Annotated in this window: 16 protein-coding genes and 1 pseudogene; 11 read left to right on the top strand and 6 right to left on the bottom strand. The window is 61.7% G+C overall.

All coding sequences use genetic code 11. The features are described 5' to 3' along the window. Positions 1–240 precede the first annotated feature (240 nt). The 6 genes from exaC (at position 241) to mqo (ending at position 8171) form a co-directional block, all read left to right on the top strand. The gene (gene exaC, locus J3P81_RS12830; protein WP_434558876.1) at positions 241–1761 is read left to right on the top strand and encodes an acetaldehyde dehydrogenase ExaC; all 1521 of its coding nucleotides are present in this window, start codon (positions 241–243) and stop codon (positions 1759–1761) included. A gap of 283 nt (positions 1762–2044) precedes the next feature. Beyond that, entirely contained in the window at positions 2045–2116 is a 72-nt protein-coding gene (gene pqqA / locus J3P81_RS12825) for a pyrroloquinoline quinone precursor peptide PqqA (RefSeq protein ID WP_003243383.1), read from the top strand. A gap of 129 nt (positions 2117–2245) precedes the next feature. Further along, positions 2246–3403 carry an alcohol dehydrogenase-like regulatory protein ErcA gene (gene ercA, locus J3P81_RS12820; RefSeq protein ID WP_434564107.1) on the top strand — a complete coding sequence of 386 codons (1158 nt, stop codon included), beginning with the start codon at positions 2246–2248 and terminating at the stop codon, positions 3401–3403. Beyond that, on the top strand, positions 3387–4757 hold the full coding sequence (locus J3P81_RS12815) for an ATP-binding response regulator (RefSeq protein ID WP_434558874.1): 1371 nt from the start codon (positions 3387–3389) through the stop codon (positions 4755–4757). Before ercA ends, J3P81_RS12815 begins: the two co-directional genes overlap by 17 nt. A gap of 186 nt (positions 4758–4943) precedes the next feature. Further along, positions 4944–6149 carry a DUF1624 domain-containing protein gene (locus tag J3P81_RS12810; RefSeq protein WP_434558872.1) on the top strand — a complete coding sequence of 402 codons (1206 nt, stop codon included), beginning with the start codon at positions 4944–4946 and terminating at the stop codon, positions 6147–6149. 378 nt (positions 6150–6527) lie between these two features. Continuing rightward, entirely contained in the window at positions 6528–8171 is a 1644-nt protein-coding gene (gene mqo, locus J3P81_RS12805; protein ID WP_434558870.1) for a malate dehydrogenase (quinone), read from the top strand. A 73-nt stretch (positions 8172–8244) separates the two neighbouring features. Here mqo and J3P81_RS12800 read toward each other — a convergent pair whose 3' ends face one another. Beyond that, positions 8245–8694: an Rrf2 family transcriptional regulator gene (locus J3P81_RS12800; RefSeq protein ID WP_434558868.1), complete on the bottom strand. Its 450-nt coding sequence runs from the start codon at positions 8692–8694 to the stop codon at positions 8245–8247. Positions 8695–8829: 135 nt separating this feature from the next. Between J3P81_RS12800 and J3P81_RS12795 the strand changes: the two are divergent. Then, positions 8830–9728 (top strand): annotated as a pseudogene (locus J3P81_RS12795) (NAD(P)/FAD-dependent oxidoreductase). Positions 9729–9731: 3 nt separating this feature from the next. On the opposite strand, the gene J3P81_RS12790 reads toward J3P81_RS12795, so the two are convergent. Genes J3P81_RS12790 through J3P81_RS12780 form a run of 3 tightly spaced genes read right to left on the bottom strand, consistent with a single transcriptional unit; the run spans position 9732 to position 12766 of the window. Beyond that, entirely contained in the window at positions 9732–11042 is a 1311-nt protein-coding gene (locus J3P81_RS12790; RefSeq protein WP_434558866.1) for a CitMHS family transporter, read from the bottom strand. A 54-nt stretch (positions 11043–11096) separates the two neighbouring features. Beyond that, complete coding sequence (locus J3P81_RS12785) at positions 11097–11420, bottom strand: AtuA-related protein (protein ID WP_434558864.1); 324 nt, start codon at positions 11418–11420, stop codon at positions 11097–11099. Next, positions 11420–12766, bottom strand: coding sequence for an acyclic terpene utilization AtuA family protein (locus J3P81_RS12780; protein ID WP_434558862.1), 1347 nt, complete (start codon positions 12764–12766; stop codon positions 11420–11422). Before J3P81_RS12780 ends, J3P81_RS12785 begins: the two co-directional genes overlap by 1 nt. A gap of 101 nt (positions 12767–12867) precedes the next feature. Here J3P81_RS12780 and J3P81_RS12775 point away from each other — a divergent pair, with 101 nt between their 5' ends. Beyond that, the gene (locus J3P81_RS12775) at positions 12868–13734 is read left to right on the top strand and encodes a LysR family transcriptional regulator (RefSeq protein WP_434558860.1); all 867 of its coding nucleotides are present in this window, start codon (positions 12868–12870) and stop codon (positions 13732–13734) included. A gap of 104 nt (positions 13735–13838) precedes the next feature. Here J3P81_RS12775 and J3P81_RS12770 read toward each other — a convergent pair whose 3' ends face one another. After that, complete coding sequence (locus tag J3P81_RS12770; protein ID WP_420763905.1) at positions 13839–14690, bottom strand: CAP domain-containing protein; 852 nt, start codon at positions 14688–14690, stop codon at positions 13839–13841. 195 nt (positions 14691–14885) lie between these two features. Beyond that, positions 14886–15659: an L-iditol 2-dehydrogenase gene (locus J3P81_RS12765; RefSeq protein WP_434558858.1), complete on the bottom strand. Its 774-nt coding sequence runs from the start codon at positions 15657–15659 to the stop codon at positions 14886–14888. 213 nt (positions 15660–15872) lie between these two features. Between J3P81_RS12765 and J3P81_RS12760 the strand changes: the two genes are divergently transcribed. The 3 genes from J3P81_RS12760 to J3P81_RS12750 all read left to right on the top strand — a co-directional run bounded on the left by J3P81_RS12760 (position 15873) and on the right by J3P81_RS12750 (position 18763). After that, on the top strand, positions 15873–16814 hold the full coding sequence (locus J3P81_RS12760) for an AraC family transcriptional regulator (RefSeq protein ID WP_420763907.1): 942 nt from the start codon (positions 15873–15875) through the stop codon (positions 16812–16814). Positions 16815–16889: 75 nt separating this feature from the next. Then, positions 16890–18116, top strand: coding sequence for an RtcB family protein (locus J3P81_RS12755; RefSeq protein ID WP_434558856.1), 1227 nt, complete (start codon positions 16890–16892; stop codon positions 18114–18116). Between the two features lie 11 nt (positions 18117–18127). Then, positions 18128–18763: a hypothetical protein gene (locus J3P81_RS12750; protein WP_434558854.1), complete on the top strand. Its 636-nt coding sequence runs from the start codon at positions 18128–18130 to the stop codon at positions 18761–18763. Positions 18764–18864 lie beyond the last annotated feature (101 nt).

The raw sequence follows: 18864 nt of genomic DNA, 5'->3' as shown, positions 1-18864 counted from the left end.
TTGCTCCCGCTCGGCTGCGCAGCAGCCGCCAAAAGCGGGGAGTGCTGCGCACTCCAGCGGGAGCAAGCTCCCTCGCCACAAGGGCCTGCGCCGGCCTTGAACTTGCGCTTATTGCTTGAAACCTACGACCAAATAACGAGAGAGCCCCCTGCCAATGACGCATTCGTCCACCGCGCGGGGCTCTCTACCATCGGCCTATCGCCTGTCCCGCGACAGGCATCGACCAGGCAGAGGCCCATCATGATCTACGCACAACCCGGAACCCCAGGCGCCGTCGTTTCCTTCAAACCGCGCTATGGCAATTTCATCGGCGGCGAGTTCGTCGCGCCGGTCCACGGCGAGTATTTCACCAACACTTCGCCGGTCAATGGCGAAGTCATCGGCGAGTTTCCGCGCTCCAGCGCCGCCGACATTGACAAGGCACTGGACGCGGCCCATGCCGCCGCCGATGCCTGGGGCAAGACGTCGGTCCAGGACCGCTCCCTGATCCTGCTGAAAATCGCTGACCGCATCGAACAGCACCTGGAAATCCTGGCGGTCAGCGAGACCTGGGACAACGGCAAGGCCGTGCGCGAAACCCTTAACGCCGACGTACCGTTGTCAGCCGACCATTTTCGCTACTTTGCCGGCTGCATTCGCGCGCAAGAGGGCGGGGCCGCCGAGATCAACGAGTTGACCACCGCCTACCATTTCCACGAGCCGCTGGGCGTGGTCGGGCAGATTATCCCGTGGAATTTCCCGCTGCTGATGGCCGCCTGGAAACTCGCCCCGGCCCTGGCCGCCGGTAACTGCATCGTGCTCAAGCCGGCGGAGCAGACGCCGCTGTCGATCACGGTGTTCGTCGAGCTGGTCGCCGATCTGCTGCCGGCCGGCGTGTTGAACATCGTCCATGGTTTTGGCCGCGAGGCCGGTGAGGCCCTGGCCACCAGCAAGCGCATCGCCAAGATTGCCTTCACCGGCTCCACACCGGTGGGTTCGCACATCATGAAGTGCGCGGCCGAGAACATCATCCCGTCCACCGTGGAACTGGGCGGCAAGTCGCCGAATATCTTCTTCGAAGACATCATGCAAGCCGAGCCGGCGTTCATTGAGAAAGCGGCGGAAGGCCTGGTGCTGGCGTTCTTCAACCAGGGCGAAGTCTGCACCTGCCCATCCCGTGCCTTGGTGCAGGAATCGATCTATGCGCCGTTCATGGCCGAGGTCATGAAGAAAATCGCCAAGATCAAGCGCGGCAACCCGCTGGACACCGAGACCATGGTCGGTGCCCAAGCGTCCCAGCAGCAATACGACAAAATTCTTTCGTACCTGGACATCGCCCGGCAAGAGGGCGCCGAACTGCTTACCGGCGGCGCGGCCGAATGCCTTGAAGGAGACTTGTCGAGCGGCTATTACATCCAGCCGACCCTGCTCAAGGGCCACAACAAGATGCGCGTGTTCCAGGAAGAGATCTTCGGGCCGGTGGTGGGCGTGACCACTTTCAAGGACGAAGCCGAAGCCCTGGCGATCGCCAACGACACCGAGTTTGGCCTCGGTGCCGGCCTCTGGACCCGCGACATCAACCGCGCCTACCGCATGGGCCGGGCGATCAAGGCCGGTCGCGTCTGGACCAACTGCTACCACCTGTACCCGGCTCATGCGGCGTTCGGTGGCTACAAGAAATCCGGCGTCGGGCGTGAAACCCACAAGATGATGCTCGACCATTACCAGCAGACCAAGAATCTGTTGGTGAGCTATGACATCAATCCGCTGGGGTTCTTCTGACCCTGGGAGATAACAAGGCAGTTGCAGTGACCCTGTGGCGAGGGAGCTTGCTCCCGCTGGGCCGCGAAGCGGCCCTTTCCTTGATGCACATATTGATTGTGTGGCTGCTATTTTGGGGCTGCTGCGCAGCCCAGCGGGAGCAAGCTCCCTCGCCACAAGTGCTCGCTGCTCCAGTAGTACCAACGCACCCCACCCACTGCTTCGAAAGTAGCATTCGAGCCCTGGTCGCCCCGTGCATTAATGAACCTGCCGGAATCGCCCGGTACAAGAAGAGGAAAGACCCATGTGGACTAAACCCGCGTACACCGACCTGCGTATCGGCTTTGAAGTGACGATGTACTTCGCCAACCGATGAGCGCCGGCCCGGCCTGATGCGTTCGGGCCGGGCTCCCCATTGGTCGGATTGCATTCATGGCGGGATGCTTTAGGCTCAACGTATCCCATGACAATAACAACAGGCTTACCGATGAGCCCCCCTGAAAAAATGAGCCTCAGCCCGCTGCGCAAGTTCGTTTCCCCTGAAATCATGTTCGGCGCAGGATGTCGGCACAACGTCGGCAACTACGCCAAGACCTTCGGCGCGCGCAAGGTGTTGGTGGTGACTGATCCCGGGGTCATCGCCGCCGGTTGGGTCGGCGATGTCGAAGCCAGCCTGCAAGCCCAGGGCATCGATTACTGCCTCTACAGCGACGTCTCGCCCAACCCACGGGTCGAGGAAGTGATGCTCGGTGCCGAGACGTACCGCGAGAACCATTGCGACGTCATCGTCGCGGTCGGTGGCGGCAGCCCCATGGACTGTGGCAAGGCGATCGGGATCGTGGTTGCCCATGGCCGCAGCATCCTTGAATTCGAAGGCGTGGATACGCTGCACGTGCCCAGCCCGCCGCTGATCCTGATTCCCACCACCGCCGGCACCTCGGCCGACGTCTCGCAGTTCGTCATCATTTCCAATCAGCAGGAACGCATGAAGTTTTCCATCGTCAGCAAGGCGGCGGTGCCGGACGTGTCGCTGATCGACCCGGAAACCACCTTGAGCATGGCCCCGTTCCTGTCCGCCTGTACCGGTATCGACGCCCTGGTGCACGCCATCGAGGCGTTCGTCTCCACGGGCCACGGGCCGCTGACCGATCCCCATGCCCTGGAGGCAATGCGGCTGATCAACAACAACCTGGTGCAGATGATCGCCAACCCGGCGGACGTCGCCCTGCGGGAGAAGATCATGCTCGGCAGCATGCAGGCCGGGTTGGCATTCTCCAATGCGATCCTCGGCGCCGTGCATGCGATGTCCCACAGCCTGGGGGGCTTCCTCGATCTGCCCCATGGGTTGTGCAACGCAGTGTTGGTGGAACATGTGGTGGCGTTCAACTACACCTCGGCACCGGAGCGTTTCAAAGTGATTGCCGAGACCCTGGGCATCGATTGCCGGGGCCTCAACCATCGGCAGATCCGCACCCGGTTGGTGGAGCACCTGATCGCCCTCAAGCACACCATCGGCTTCCATGAAACCCTCGGACTGCATGGCGTCAGCACGTCGGACATTCCATTCTTGTCGCAACATGCGATGGACGATCCGTGCATCCTCACCAACCCTCGAGAGTCGAGCCAGCGGGATGTCGAGGTCGTCTATGGCGAAGCCCTCTGAGGAGCAGCAAAAAGCCCTGGCAGGCCTGCTGGGGCTGGGCAACCACTCGACGCGCAAAAGCCACTACCCTGAACTGGCGGCGCGCCTCGATGAGCTGGAGCAGGCCCGACGGCACCTGCAACAGCTCAATGATCAACTGGAACAACGGGTGGCCGAACGCACCGATGCGTTGCTGGAGGCCAATCACAACCTGCAGCAGCAAATTGCCCAGCGCGAGCTGGTCGAGCAACAGCTGCGAGATGCCCGGGACGCCGCCCAGGCGGCCAACCGCAGCAAGGACAAATACCTGGCCGCCGCCAGCCATGACCTGTTGCAACCACTCAACGCCGCGCGCTTGCTGATTGCGACGTTGCGCGAGCGGCAACTGCCCGCCCCGGAACACGTACTGGTGGAGCGGACCCACCAGGCGCTCGAAGGCGCCGAGGATTTGCTCACTGACCTGCTGGACATCTCCCGCCTGGATCAAGCTGCTGTCCGGCCGGACCTGGCGCCTTATCGAGTGGATGAGCTACTCGCGCCGCTGGTGTCCGAGTTCCAATCGGTGGCCGGTGCCGCGGGCCTGGAATTGCGCGTGCGGTTTGCCGATGACGCGGTACTGACGGATCTGCGATTGATCACTCGCATCCTGCGCAACCTGCTCAGCAACGCCTGCCGATACACCGACCAGGGCGGCATCCTGCTGGCGGCTCGGCGTCGGGGAGGGCGGTTGCGTCTGGAAGTCTGGGACACGGGGCGAGGCATTGCCGCTGATTGCCTGGAGTCGATCTTCTTGGAGTTCAACCAACTGGACGTCGGTCGTGCGGCGGATCGCAAGGGCGTGGGCCTGGGACTGGCGATCGTCGAACGCATTGCCCATATCCTCGGTTATCGGGTGCAGGTGCGTTCGCGGCCGGGACGCGGCTCGGTGTTCAGCATCGACGTGCCGCTGTCGGCCGAGCGGCCGCTGCCCATGTCCCAGGTCCCGGTCCAGCCAGTGGCGGGCAATCCGCTGCCGGGTCGAAGGCTGTTGGTCATCGATAACGAAGTGAGCATTCTGCAAAGCATGGCGGCGCTGCTGGAACAGTGGGGTTGTGAAGTGCTGACCGCCACCGATCAAGCCGCTGCCCTCGACGTCCTGCGGGGCCGTGCCCCGGAACTGATCCTGGCGGATTTCCACCTTGATCATGGTGTGGTCGGCTGCGAGGTGGTCAGGCATCTGCGCGAGCATTTCCAGCGGGCGATTCCCGCCGTGATCATCACTGCCGACCGCAGCGACCAATGCCGCCGCGCCTTGCGCAAACTGAACGCGCCGCTGCTGAACAAACCGGTCAAGCCTGGAAAGTTGCGGGCGGTGTTGAGCCAGTTGCTCGCATAGGCCGCCGTACACAGATCCCCGTGGCCGCTGGGTCAACGGAAATGATGGGGCTGACACGCCGCTTTGGCGAGCAGGCTCGCTCCCACAAGAACGAGGCATTTGCAGGTATTCGTGTTATGTTATCCGCTTTCATTTGGCAGGTGTTCTCATCTGCCTTGTCCGGACCACGACCGCCCGAGTACCGCCATGAGTCTATCCCCAAGCGCGACAAGCCCAGCCGCTGTCATCGCGCCGACCCTTGCATCCACCACCGCAACAGCCGCCACACGCTTGCTCGCCATCGACGCCCTGAGGGGATTCGTCATGTTGTTGATGCTGGTGGACCATGTGCGCGAAACGTTTCTTCTGCATCGTCAGGTCACTGATCCGATCGATGCCCTGAGCGTGACCCCGGACCTGTTTTTCACCCGTTTGCTCAGCACGCTGTGCGCGCCGGTGTTCATCTTCCTTACCGGTTTGTCGGCATGGCTCTACAGCCAGAAACACACCGCCGGCCAGACCTCGGTGTTCCTGCTCAAGCGCGGTCTGTTCCTGGTGTTTCTGGAACTGACGTTCGTGTGTTTCGCGTGGAACGCCGAGTTTCCGCCGAAGACGCTGTGGTTGCAGGTGATCTGGTGCATCGGGATCTGCATGATCGTCCTGGCGGCGCTGCTGCATTTCAAGCGCAGCTGGCTGATTGTGCTTGGGGTCGCCATCGTCGCTGGGCACAACCTGCTGGACGGTATCGTGCTCGGGCCGGATTCACCGTTTTTCGTGCCGTGGTCGATTCTTCACCAGCGGGCGTTCATTGACATCACCGAGTTCACCCGGGCCCGCACCACCTATCCGGTGCTGCCTTGGATCGGCGTGATCCTGCTGGGTTGGGGTATCGGGCCATGGTTCGCCAAGGACGTGGAGCCCGCCGTGCGCCTGCGGCGGTTGTTCATGGTCGGCCTTGGCTTATTGATCGCCTTCGCGTTGATCCGCTATGTCAATGTCTACGGTGATAAACCCTGGGTCCAGACCGGGGATGGGTTGCGCACATTCATGAGTTTCATGAGTGCGACGAAATATCCGCCGTCGTTGATGTTTCTCATGCCGACGCTGGGGCTGGGCTTGATCCTGCTGGCCCTGTTCGAAAAAGCCCAGGAGCGGGGGAGCATCGCGAAACTGGCGATCTACGGCGGCGCGCCGATGTTTTTCTACTTGCTGCACCTCTACGTGCTGAAGGCCATGTACCTGGTTGCGGTCGCCTTGTGGGGAACCAACCAGGGCGCGTATTTCGGCTTCGATCACTTGCCAATGGTCTGGTTGTGGAGCGTTATGCTGGCCGTCGTGCTGTTTTTTCCAACACGTTGGTTCGCCGCCTTGAAACAACGCCGTCGCGATATCTCGCTCCTCAAGTACCTCTGATTTGGCGAAACCGCGATATTTGCGGGACGCAACCGAGCCATTAAAACGCCGCCATTTGGTCGGCGTTTTTGCCTGGAATGTAAAAATACGCTTCGGTCTGTTTGGTTCATTCTGTAAACTCCCCCCGCTGCGACAATCGGGCACGGCCACGCCGGGCCCGATCCAGACCGTTTTGCAGTGTCCCTCACCCAGCTGAAGCCAAGACCTACAAGAAGTCAGCGCCGGAGAGACATAAATGTGAGGCCGATATGCTCGGCCCCTGTAGGTCCATCCTCCAGTCCACTCGATACCCGCCCGCCGGCCTTGCCGCAATGGGGTGTGGTTGATGCTTGAACGAAATCGGAGGACGGAATGGCGTTCCATCCTAGGGATACACACATGTTGAAGAAAACACACACGGCGCTATTGGGCCTGGCGATGGCGATGGGTCTTGCGACCACGCACGCCGCCGAGCCGAAAAAAGTGGATGTCTTGCTCATTGGTGGCGGCATCATGAGTTCGACCCTCGGCGTCTGGCTCAATGAGCTGGAGCCGGGCTGGACCATGGAAATGATCGAGCGCCTGGACGGTGTTGCCGAAGAAAGCTCCAACGGCTGGAACAACGCCGGTACCGGTCACTCCGCGCTGGCCGAGCTGAACTACACGCCGGAAGACAAGAACGGTAAGGTCGAGATCGTCAAGGCCATCGAGATCAACGAAGCGTTCCAGATCTCCCGTCAGTTCTGGTCCTGGCAGGTCAAGAACGGTGTGCTGAAGAACCCGCGCTCGTTCATCAACTCCACGCCGCACATGAGCTTCGTCTGGGGTGATGACAACATCGCGTTCCTGAAGAAGCGCTACGACGCGCTCCAGGCCAGCCCGCTGTTCGCCGGCATGCAGTACTCCGAGGATCCGGCGCAGATCAGCAAATGGGTTCCGCTGATGATGCAAGGGCGTGACCCGAGCCAGAAAGTCGCGGCCACCTGGAGTCCGCTGGGTACCGACGTGAACTTCGGCGAAATCACCCGTCAGTTCGCAGCTCACCTGCAATCCAAGCCGAACTTCTCCCTCAAGCTCTCCAGCGAAGTGGAAGACATCACCCGCAACGAAGACGGCACCTGGCGCGTTTCGTACAAGAACCTAAAAGACGGGACCGAAACCGAGACCGACGCCAAGTTCGTGTTCATCGGTGCCGGTGGCGGCGCGCTGCACCTGCTGCAGAAGGCTGACATTCCAGAAGCCCGTGAATACGCCGGTTTCCCGGTGGGTGGCTCGTTCCTTGTGACCGAAAACCCGACCGTCGCTCAGCTGCACCTGGCCAAGGCCTACGGCAAGGCTTCGGTTGGCGCGCCGCCGATGTCGGTGCCGCACCTGGACACCCGCGTGCTTGATGGCAAGCGCGTGATCCTGTTTGGCCCGTTCGCGACGTTCTCTACCAAGTTCCTGAAGAACGGTTCGTACTTTGACCTGCTGACTAGCACCACGACCCACAACGTGTGGCCGATGACCAAGGTCGGTATCGAACAGTACCCGCTGGTGGAATACCTCGCCGGTCAGCTGATGCTGTCGGACGAAGACCGCTTCAATGCTCTGAAAGAGTATTTCCCGGACGCCAAGCAGGAAGACTGGCGCCTGTGGCAAGCCGGCCAGCGCGTGCAGATCATCAAGCGTGACGAAGAGAAGGGCGGCGTGCTGAAACTCGGCACTGAAGTCGTCGCTTCCCAGGACAGCAGCATCGCCGGCCTGCTGGGCGCCTCGCCAGGTGCCTCGACCGCTGCGCCGATCATGCTGACCGTGCTTGAAAAAGTCTTCAAGGACAAAGTCGCCACCCCGGCCTGGCAGGAAAAACTGCGCCAGATCGTACCGAGCTACGGCACCAAGCTGAACGAAAGCCCTGAGCGTGTTGCGCAGGAATGGGCCTACACCAGCGAAGTGCTGCAACTGGACCCGCCACCGGCTATCGGCAAGGCTGGCACCGTTGTAGCTCCGGCCCAGCCGGCTGCTGCCCGGGAATCCAATCCAGCGGCTGACATGGCGCTGTAAACCGGACGCTGTCTGGTCAGGTAAAAAAACGCCGCTCATTGAGCGGCGTTTTTTTATGTGCGTGCGCCACGAATCAGAGGTGACGCTCGACCTTGGGCTCGTCCCGAAACCGCGTATCAAAATCCTCCGCCAACTGGGCCAACGTGATACTGCCCAGACGCTCAAGCAACAACGCCTGGGCCTCATCGAACGCATCCGTCAGCGCCGCATTCACCGCTTGTTCAACCAGGCATTGCGGATGATCAGTGGACAGGCCGATGGCGAAAATCGACGTGCTGCCCAACGCCTGATGAATGTCCAGCAGCGTCATCTCCGCCAACGGTTTAGCCAGGCTCCATCCACCGCGATGGCCTTTCTCCGAAGTGACGTAACCCTGTTCCTTGAGCAACGCCATGGTTCGGCGTACCACGACCGGGTTGGTACCCAGCATCTGGGCGAGGGTGTCGGAGGTAGCCGATTGCTGGTGGCGATCCATATGAATCAAGACGTGCAGCATGCGCGATAGGCGGGTGTCGTTTCTCATGGGTGGGTCCGAAGGTAAATCTGCGTGGAGTATCGCCTGTAATGGCAAAAGTTACGAGACCATTGACAGGCGCTTTTCAAGAAACATACGATGTTTCGAGAAAATTCCACGCCTTCGGAAAACGGAGATCGCCCCATGGAACACGACATCATCATCGCTGGCGGCAGCTACGCCGGCCTGTCCGCTGGCCTCCAATTGGCCCGCGCCCGTCAAAAGGTGCTGGTAATCGACGCCGACCAGCGTCGCAACCGGTTTGCAGCGACTTCCCATGGTTTCCTCGGACAGGACGGCCGCGCCCCGGGTGACATTGCCAGTGACGCCCGTGCCCAACTCATGGCTTACCCGACCGTGAAATGGCTGTCGGATAGCGCGATCCACGCCATCCGCGACGCGGACGGCTTCGTCGTCGAGACGGCCCGTGGACAACGCTACAGTGCCAAACGCCTGTTGCTCGCCACCGGCGTGATCGATGAGTTGCCCGATGTGCCAGGATTGAGGGAGCGTTGGGGAAAAAACGTTTTCCATTGCCCGTACTGTCATGGCTATGAATTGGAGCAAGGGCCGATTGGTGTGCTGGCGACGTCGCCGATGTCGCTGCACCATGCCTTGATGCTGCCCGACTGGGGCCCGACGACGTTTTTCACCAATGGTGTGTTCGACCTGACCGTGAGCAACAGGACAGCCTGGCGCAACGCGGTGTGACCTTGGTGCCGGAACGTGTCGAACGTATTGAAGGCGATCGGGCCAATGTGGTGTTGGCGGGCGGGCGAGTGATCGCCATTGAAGGCCTGTTTGTCTTGCCGCATACCCGCGTTGCCAGTTCCCTCGCCAGATCCCTGGGTTGCAACTTTGAAGAAGGCCCGCTCGGGGCGTTCATCCAGGCCGACCCGATGACCCGGGAAACCAGCATTCCCGGGGTGTTTGCTTGTGGCGACGCGGCGATGCCGTTCGGCTCGGTCGCGCTGGCCGTTGGTGATGGGGTGAGGGCGGGCTCCGGGGTGCATCGGTCGTTGATCTTCCAGACCCACCCTTGAAACTCAGACCTGTACCGCGCCGGTTGCCACGGCGAAAGCGAGCATCACCAGGCTGACGCCCCAGGCCCAGAAAAACGTATAGGCCATGTGCTTGCGCAGTTCGACGCCGGACAACGCAAGCGCCAGGTAGACGCTGGGCACCACCGGGCTGATGGAGAACCCGGTGTTCTCGCCGATCAACATGGCCCGGGCGACCGCTTCGAGGGGAACGCCGGCCGCGGCGGCCACGTCCCTGATCACCGGTAGCAGGGCGAAATAATAGGCGTCCGGCGAAAAAATCATGCCCAGGGGCACGCCGAAGAAGCCGACGATCACGTGCAGGTATTGGGCAGAACCCGCGGGCAGGATATCGATCAGCGCCAAGGCCATGCCGTCGGACATCTTCGCGCCGGAGAGCACGCCCAGCAGGACGGCGGCAGCCATCATCACCAGGACCATCTGCAGTGCATCGGATGCATGAGCCTTGAGGCGTTCGGCCTGGGCGTCCAGGGATGGGAAATTCAGCGGCAGGGCGATGCCCAGTCCCACCATGAAACACGCATACAAAGGGAAAATACCGGTGAACAGGCACACCAGAATGCCACCGGTCAGGGCCACGTTCAGCCAGTAGCGCGGCTCCCGGGGAGAAAGACTGAATTCGCGATCCTGGGTTTGCAGACCGTCTACATCACACGTTGCGGCCGCCGCCCCCAGCGACATCGGTTGGCGACGCTGCGCGCGCATACCCAATATCGTCGCCACCCCAAGCATGCACACCAGGCCCACCATCTGCACCGGCAGCAAGCCCAGCCACAGCTCGGTGGCGTCCAGGCCCGACACCGCGGCGGCGCGGGCGGTCGTGCCGCCCCAAGGCACCATATTGATGACGCCCGCCGTGGTGCCCACCAGACACAGCAACATCGCCGGGCTCATGTTCAAGCGTTTGTACAACGGCAGTAGCGCCGGGATGGTCAGTAGGAACGTGGCGGCGCCCACGCCATCCAGGTGCACCACCGACGTCACCAATACGGTCACCAACGCCACAGCCAGGGGTTTGCCGCCCGTGCTGCGGATCAGCAGGTTGACCAGAGGATCGAACAACCCCCGGTCACGCATGATGCCAAAGAACAGGATGGCAAACAGGAAGAGCGCGGCAGTCGGCGCAACCGTGATCAGGCCGGCCTTGATGAATTCGCCAATCTGCCCGAGATTGAACCCCGCGAGCAAACAAACGATCACGGGAAGGGTGGTGAACGCCACCACCGGGCTGATCCTGCGCAGCAATATCAGTCCGATGATGGCAAGCATCATCAAAAAACCCAGGGTTGTAATCATGTTGCAGCCTCTCTTTTTATTCTTGTCGGATGGTTCGGGCGGGCGAAGGATCGATCAGTCTTGCGGGCCTGGCAGGTGCAGGGCCAACAGCAGATAGCTCAAGCTCTTGCCGTGGCGGTCCAGGCCGCAACTGCGGTTCACGCCGCCCTCCAGGGCGTCTTCAAGGACAAAGTTCAATGCATTGAGGTTCGGCAGTTCATAGCGATGCACCATGGAAGGCCGCCGCGTGGCGAATTGCTCGGCCACCCGTTCGCAGGTCAGCTCCCGCAGCAACCAAGCGTAGTGGGCCGCGTCATGGGGAAACACCGCGATGCTGAGAATGTTGCCTTTGTCGCCGGCACGGGCGTGGGCAAAATCGGCGAGCGTGACGAGGTTCATCAGTACCACTCCAGGGTTGTATGGATTTCACCGCGCGGCAGCAGGAAACTGCGAGTGGTGACGGCCTCGACGAGGTGTCGCCGAACGCCACCGCCGCCGGCTGGCCCGTTGGTGTAGAGCGATTCCACCTCGGCCAACAGCACTTCGAGCAACGACCGGTCGGTGTGGGTCAGGCCGATGCGCACGCGCACATCTTCGAGGGCTGGTGCCTGGGCGAGTTGCTTTTGCAGATAGCGACCGCCCTGGTCGTTGAACAGGCTGGCGACGCCGGAAAGATCGATCCAGGGCTGTACGCCTGGCGCCAACCGGTCGAAACGCTCCAGCAGGATTTCTTGCGCCAATGCCGCACGCGCCACGGCGCCGGGGCCGGCATAGGATATTTCCGCCTCGCCGAACCAGAGGCCACGCACGCCCGCCAATCCTTTGAGCGTGTCAGGACGCGGATGGCCGAGCAGGCCGCTGATCTCCACACGGTCGTCGCCCAGGTCCTGCACGCGTGCTTCGCCCAGATCCAGTACAACATCCGGCGTCAGGTAGCGGCGAGGGTCGTGGACTTCGTAAAGAAGCTGCTCCTTCACGGTCTGCTCGCTGACGCGGCCGCCGCTGTGGCGGGTCTTGCCCAGGATCAAGCGGCCGTCCTCGTGGATTTCGGCGATCGGACAACCGAGATTGACCGGGTCTGGAATGTCTTTCATCCCGGGATGAGCAAAATAACCGCCGGTGACCTGGGTACAGCACTCCAACAGATGGCCGGCCGCCGTGGCGACGGCGATTTTCCGCCAATCGTCCGCGCTCCAACCCAACCCATGACGAATCGCGCCTACCGCCAGCGAAGGGTCGGCTACACGGCCACAAAGAACGATGCCGGCACCGCCGGTCAACGCCTGGACGATACCGTCGGCGCCGGTGTAGACGTTCACGGAGACAGGCTGTTGAGTATCGGACGACAGCCATCGCTCATAGCGCGGCGGTGTTTCTTCAAGCAGGTCGTCGCCGAGCACGCAGGCAATTTTCAGCCCAGGGAAACGACCGGCCAATGCTTTGCGCAGTCGCTGGGCGGCCGCCCTCGGGTTGGCGGCGCCGCCGTTGGTGATGATCGGGATCCCGGCTTCGATGCAAAGGTCCAGCATGGGCTCGAGAAAATCGAACAACCGGGCGGAATAACCGGCCTGTGGATCGAGGCGCTTGCGCAGTTGCGCTTCGGCCAGGGTCCGCTCCGCCAGCAGCTCGAGCATGATGTACCGCTGGCCGCTGCGTTGTGCCAGGTCCTGGGCCAGTCGCAGGGCCGCGTCAGGCCGGTCATTGGCGAAACCGGCGCCACACCCGACGAGAATTGTTTTTGTCATGTCCGTTTTCCACTGAAGGGTGGCCCTATAGTGGAGAGGCTGGATTGTTCTGTGAATTTTAAAGGTAGAATCAATTGATCCAATAATTTTATGAGCGGGCCATGAACGTATCCTTCCGCCAGCTGCGTGCGTTTATCCTGATCGCTGAAACGTCCAGCTTTACCCGCACCGCCGAACAGCTGCACCTGTCCCAGCCGGCGCTGAGCTACAGCATCCGCAAACTCGAAGAAAGCATGGGCCTGCAATTGCTCGCGCGAAACACCCGCAGCGTCGAGCTGACCCCGGCCGGCGAGCATTTCCTGCCCCAGGCCCGGCGCATGCTTCGGGACATGGACGATGCCGTGCGCGACGCCCGCGACACCCTCAGCTTGAGCCGGGGCACGCTCAGGCTCGCAGCGTTGCCGACCGCTGCCGCGTCGTTCCTGCCGGTGGTCATCGCTTCTTTCCAGCGTGAGCATCCGGGCGTGAACGTGCATCTGCTGGATGGCCGAGCGGGGGAAATCATGGGCTGGGTGCAGCGTGGCGAGGTGGATTCCGGCATCAGTTCACTGCCGGACGACCTGTCTGGCTTGAGCTTCGAGCGCCTTTTGGATGACAACCTTGTGCTGCTGAGCCACAAGGATCATCAACGCGATTGGACGCAGCAGCCTTATATCGCCCTGACGCCGGACACCAGCATCCGGCCGTTGGCTGACGCTGCGTTGCGTTACCTGAACGTCGATCCGTTGCCTGCCTGGGAAGTGGCGCATATGAGCACCGCCACGGCCTTGGTGCGGGAAGGGCTGGGATTCTCGCTGTTGCCGGCCAGTTGCACGGCGGTGTTCAACATCGGCGAGCAATGCGCCGTCACCGCCATCGATCAACCGGCAAAACGTTCGATTGGTCTGCTGCAGTGCAAGCCAGTAGCCCCGTCACCGTCGTTGAGCCAGTTCATGGGGCATGTGCGGCAGGTATTGCGGCTGGAATGAGGGCCGATGCGCGGCCTTCGCGAGCAGGCTCGCTTCCACAGGGGAAAACCGCAATCCATGTGGGAGCGAGCCTGCTCGCGAAGGCGCAAGTTCGATCAATACAATTACTGAGTGCCAAACATCGCCGTCCAATAGATCCCCGCATCGCTCTTCGGGTCCACCGCATACCCGGCGCCCAGTTCGCGATATTGCGGATTCATCAGGTTGGCGCAGTGCCCCGGACTTGCCAGCCAGCCGTCCACTACCTTCAGCGCGGTGTCCTGGCCGGCGGCGATGTTTTCGCCGATGGCCTGGCCCAGGTAACCCGCCAATTCAGCGCGATCGCCCGGCATGCGTCCGTCACGGTCCTTGTGATCGAAGAAATTGTTGTTGGCCATGGCCCGGGTGTGATTGACAGCGGCCAGGGCCAGCGTGGCGTTCCAGGCCAGCGGCGTCGTGGCGCTGAACGCATCGGTGCCGCAGCGGCGCGGCTGTGCGCGGGCGCTGTTGATCAGTTTGAGCAATTTCTGCCCTTCGGCCTGCCAATCACCCAGGCGCGCCGATAACAGCGGGCGGGCGAGCACGATGCGCCACTCACGGTCCAGGCGACTGACGCCGATATCGACAAATTGTGGGTCCAGCACAACTTGGCAGAAGCTTTCCTGTACAGCCTTCATTGCCGCTTGGGCGTCGCGCGGCCCGGACAGGCTGATGGCCTGCACATTGACCATCGGGTAGGCTGCTCGCGCCAACGCCTGTTGCAGATCGCCAATGCCATTGGCCGACAGGATCAACCGCGAATCCATCGCCAGCGGTGGCAATTCCAGGGACGCCTGGCCCGCGCAGCTTTGGGACTGGCTGCGGTAGAGGTTGATGGACTCGACCAGTTGCGTCTCCTCGGTGGCTGCGGCGCTGGTGGCAAACGCCAGTCCCAGCGACAGCGCGGCAAGACGCATGACGGAAAAAATGGCACGCATGTAAATCTCCCTTGAGCGGACGGCGCCTATGATGCGCAATTTTTGCCCCGCTGGGGCAACGGTATTCACGCTCTCTTGAAATCCCTTGCAACGGCACCGTTTGGTACCGTTTGGGACGATCCTCAAGTAGTCGGATCAATTTTCAGGCGATTAGGTCCATTTTCGTCGTCTCAAGGCCATAAAACTTCCAGCGCGTCAGCTCATCCAGTTGCCTCCGTCGACGTTGTAGGTCTGTGCCACCACGTATTCGCTATCCGCCGACGCCAGGAAAATCGCCATGCCGACCAGGTCCTGGGCCGTACCCATCCGGCCATACGGGACCTGTTGCCCGACCAGCCGCTTCTTTTCTCCCAACGGCAGGTTCTCATGGCGCGCGAACAGCGCGTCGACGCCGTCCCAATGTTCGCCGTCCACCACGCCAGGGGCGATGGCGTTGACGTTGATCCGGTGCTTGATCAAGTCCAGCCCGGCGGACTGGGTCAGGCTGATCACGGCAGCCTTGGAGGCACAATAGACCGCCACCAGGGCCTCGCCGCGCCGGCCGGCCTGGCTTGCCATGTTGATAATCTTGCCGCCGTGGCCCTGGCTGATCATCTGCCGAGCGGCGGCCTGCAAGGTGAACAAGGTGCCGGCGACATTGATGGAAAACAGCCGTTCGTAGCTCTGGCGCGTGATTTCGACGACGGGCGCGAGGTCGAACAAGGCCGCGTTGTTGATCAGAATATCCAGCTTGCCCGCACGGGCCACGACTGCGTCGATGGCGCCATCGATTGACGCCTGGTCAGTCACGTCCATCTTGACTGCAAAGGCGCTGTCGCCCAGTTCAGTGGCGGTGGCTTTGGCACGCTCGAGGTCGATATCGGCAATCGCCACCGTCGCGCCTTCGTTGATATAGGCCTGGGCAAACGTGCGTCCGATGCCGCGGGCGGCGCCGGTCACCAGGGCGCTTTTTCCTTCCAGTCGTTTCATGGGGAAGTCCTGTCATTGTTAGGGGCAGACCGATTACAGCAGCGCGGGCGGAAGCCGACAAACGCCAGTGGGGCTGAAAACTGATACTTTTTTAACGCGATCGACTACCCCAGCGCCCGTGTTAAAAAAGTATCGGTGCGCGATCGCGACGACGCTGGCGAGGCCCTAGGCACTCGGCGTAAGGTGCCCGCAATAACGAGAAAGAGGCGCGACATGCCTGACCACCGAACGCTGCTGTACGATCACCGGCCTGCCGAGCTGGAAGTCATCCTGACCGAGCCCGAGCACAGTTTTCGCTGGTACGAACACGATTATCCCTATCCGCTGGCACGCTGGAACCATCATCCGGAGTTTGAAATCCACCTGATCCGCCAGGGCAGCGGCAGGTTGCTGGTCGGTGACTACATGGGCCCTTTCGGGCCAGGCCATGTGGCGATGATCGGGCCGGATTTGCCTCACGACTGGATCGGCGATGTCGCACCCGGGGAGCAGTTGGTCGGGCGCGACGTGGTGTTGCAGTTCGACGGTGCCACGCTGTTGTCGTTGCGCCGGACCTTACCTGAACTGGGGGATCTGCAGCGATTGTTCGAGCGGGCCAGACGTGGCCTGGCCTTTAGCGGCGGCACTGCGCGCCGTGCCGCGCAACTGCTCGAAGCGATCGGCCCGGCCAGGGGGCTGGCGCGACTGGCGCTGTTTCTCGAACTGCTCGACACCCTTGGCCATGCCGGCGACGGCGAGGCCTCATGCCTGGCCAGTCCTTGCTATGCGCCGGTCCTTGACGCGCGCAGCTCGGAGCGCATCCAAAAAGCGTTCGAATATCTGCAAGCCGAACTCACGGGCGACCTGCGCGTGTCAGAGATCGCCCAGCAACTGGGCATGAGCGAGCCCGGATTCTCTCGGTTCTTCAAACGCATCACCGGGCACGGGTTCATCGACCTGACGCGCAAGCTCCGGGTCCAGCGCGCCTGCCGGTTGCTGTCGCAGAGCGAAATGGCGGTGACGGACATCTGCTTTGAAGTCGGTTACAACAACCTGTCCAACTTCAATCGGCACTTTCGCGTCGAGATGAACCAGACGCCCAGCGAGTATCGCCACAGCCTCGAGGCAGGCTCGCCACATCCCGTCACGCAATCGCATTCGACAGACCGCACCTGAATCTGCGTTCATGGCCGGTGTCGAAAATCATGAACCGGCAATCAAGCCGGTTCGCCTACAGACAGTGCTCCGGTCATGCAAGAAAACACCTACGACCTGCTGGAAGTCGCCAACGGCAAGCCCATCAAGCTCTGGACCCAGGGCGTCCCGGTGGAGCCCGAGGCCCGACAACAATTGATAAACACCGCGAAGATGCCGTTTATCTTCAAGCACTTGGCGGTGATGCCCGATGTCCACCTCGGCAAGGGCTCGACCATAGGCAGCGTGATCCCGACCGTGGGGGCAATCATTCCCGCTGCGGTGGGGGTGGACATCGGTTGCGGCATGATTGCGGCCCGTACTTCACTGGATGCCGCCGATCTGCCCGACAACCTCCAGGCCCTGCGTAGCGCCATTGAAAAAGCCGTGCCCCATGGCCGCAGCCTCAGCCATGGCGGGCGCGACAAAGGCGCCTGGAGCAACGTCCCACGGCACGCGGACCAGGCGTGGTCCGTGCTGGCCGCGCGGTTCAAGGCGATTACCGACAAATACCCGAAGCTGGCCCGCACCAACAATCGCCAGCACCTCGGGACCCTGGGCAGCGGTAATCATTTCATCGAGGTGTGCCTGGATGAGGCCAATCGGGTCTGGTTCATGTTGCACAGTGGCTCCCGGGGCGTGGGCAACGCCATCGGCAACCTGTTCATCCAGCTGGCCCAGGCCGACATGCGCCAACACCTCGCCAATCTGCCGGATCGAGACCTGGCCTATTTTGAAGAAGGCAGCCGACATTTCGATGACTACGTCGAAGCGGTGGGCTGGGCCCAGGATTTCGCCCGGCAGAACCGGGCGTTGATGATGGACGCCGTGATACAGGCCACGCGACAGGTGATCAGCAAACCGTTCGATGTGGCTCTGGAAGCGGTGAACTGCCATCACAACTATGTGCAGAGGGAGCGACACTTCGGACGCGAGGTGCTGGTGACCCGCAAAGGCGCGGTATCGGCGCAAAAAGGCGAACTGGGCATCATTCCCGGCTCGATGGGCGCCAAAAGTTTCATCGTCCGGGGCCTGGGCAACGAGCAATCGTTCTGTTCGTGCAGCCACGGGGCCGGTCGGGTCATGAGCCGCACCGAAGCGAAAAAGCGTTTCACCGTCGACGACCAAGTGCGCGCCACCGCCCATGTGGAGTGCCGCAAGGACGTCGCCGTGATAGATGAAATTCCCATGGCTTACAAAGACATAGAAAAGGTAATGCATGCACAACGTGAACTTGTCGAAGTGCTGCATACACTGCGTCAAGTGGTGTGCGTCAAGGGTTAGCGGAGCTCGTCATGTTGAGGATCGTTGAACAGTCGACCAGTGATGCGTTGCGCCAGCGGATGGAGAAAGCCGGTTGCGCGTTTGATTTCCTGGTCTTCGCGCCCGAGGCGGTTGATACCGTCGACCAAGCGCTGCATGGCCAGGCGGTAGACCGGCTGTTCCAGCACATCAAGGCTCAATGGCTCGAACAGCACCGTCAGTTGGTCGTGGATCCGTCCGTTGCCGACGTCCCGCCTCCAAACATGAACTGGGACTTGGCCAAAGCCCGGCCCAGAGCGCTAGGGCGCGATGAGATCCTTCAACTGGTGAGTGTTGAAAAGACCGGGCGAAACCCGGAATCCTTCGCTTTGTACGACGCGTTCTGCGAGCCACCCTATGGCACTCGCTTCGTTGACGACACGCCCCAGGCGCTGTTCAAGGAATGGCTTGACCTGTTGGGGCTTGCACCGGATGCCCGCGTGGTGGTGGTGGACTGGGTCGATAATTTCAACTTCAACGGGTTGGCCAGCGACGAGCCCGACCCGGCCCGGGACCCCTGGAGTGATTATTTCGACGATGGCATGGAATGGTGGGGCGTTTGGTGCCTGAGTATCTGGAACCCCGAGCGTCGCACGCTGGGGGTGCTGGCGGCGAGCACGACGGATTGAGGCCCAGGAGAGACACGTCCCGATAGTCGAGCCTATACAAAACCCGTGGCGAGGGAGCTTGCTCCCGCTCGGCTGCACAGCAGCCGCAAAACGGCGAGTGA

Origin of the sequence: Pseudomonas sp. R1-6 (assembly GCF_051132115.1) — a bacterium.
Classification (GTDB): Bacteria; Pseudomonadota; Gammaproteobacteria; order Pseudomonadales; family Pseudomonadaceae; genus Aquipseudomonas.
This window is presented reverse-complemented; position numbering and strand designations above follow the sequence as displayed.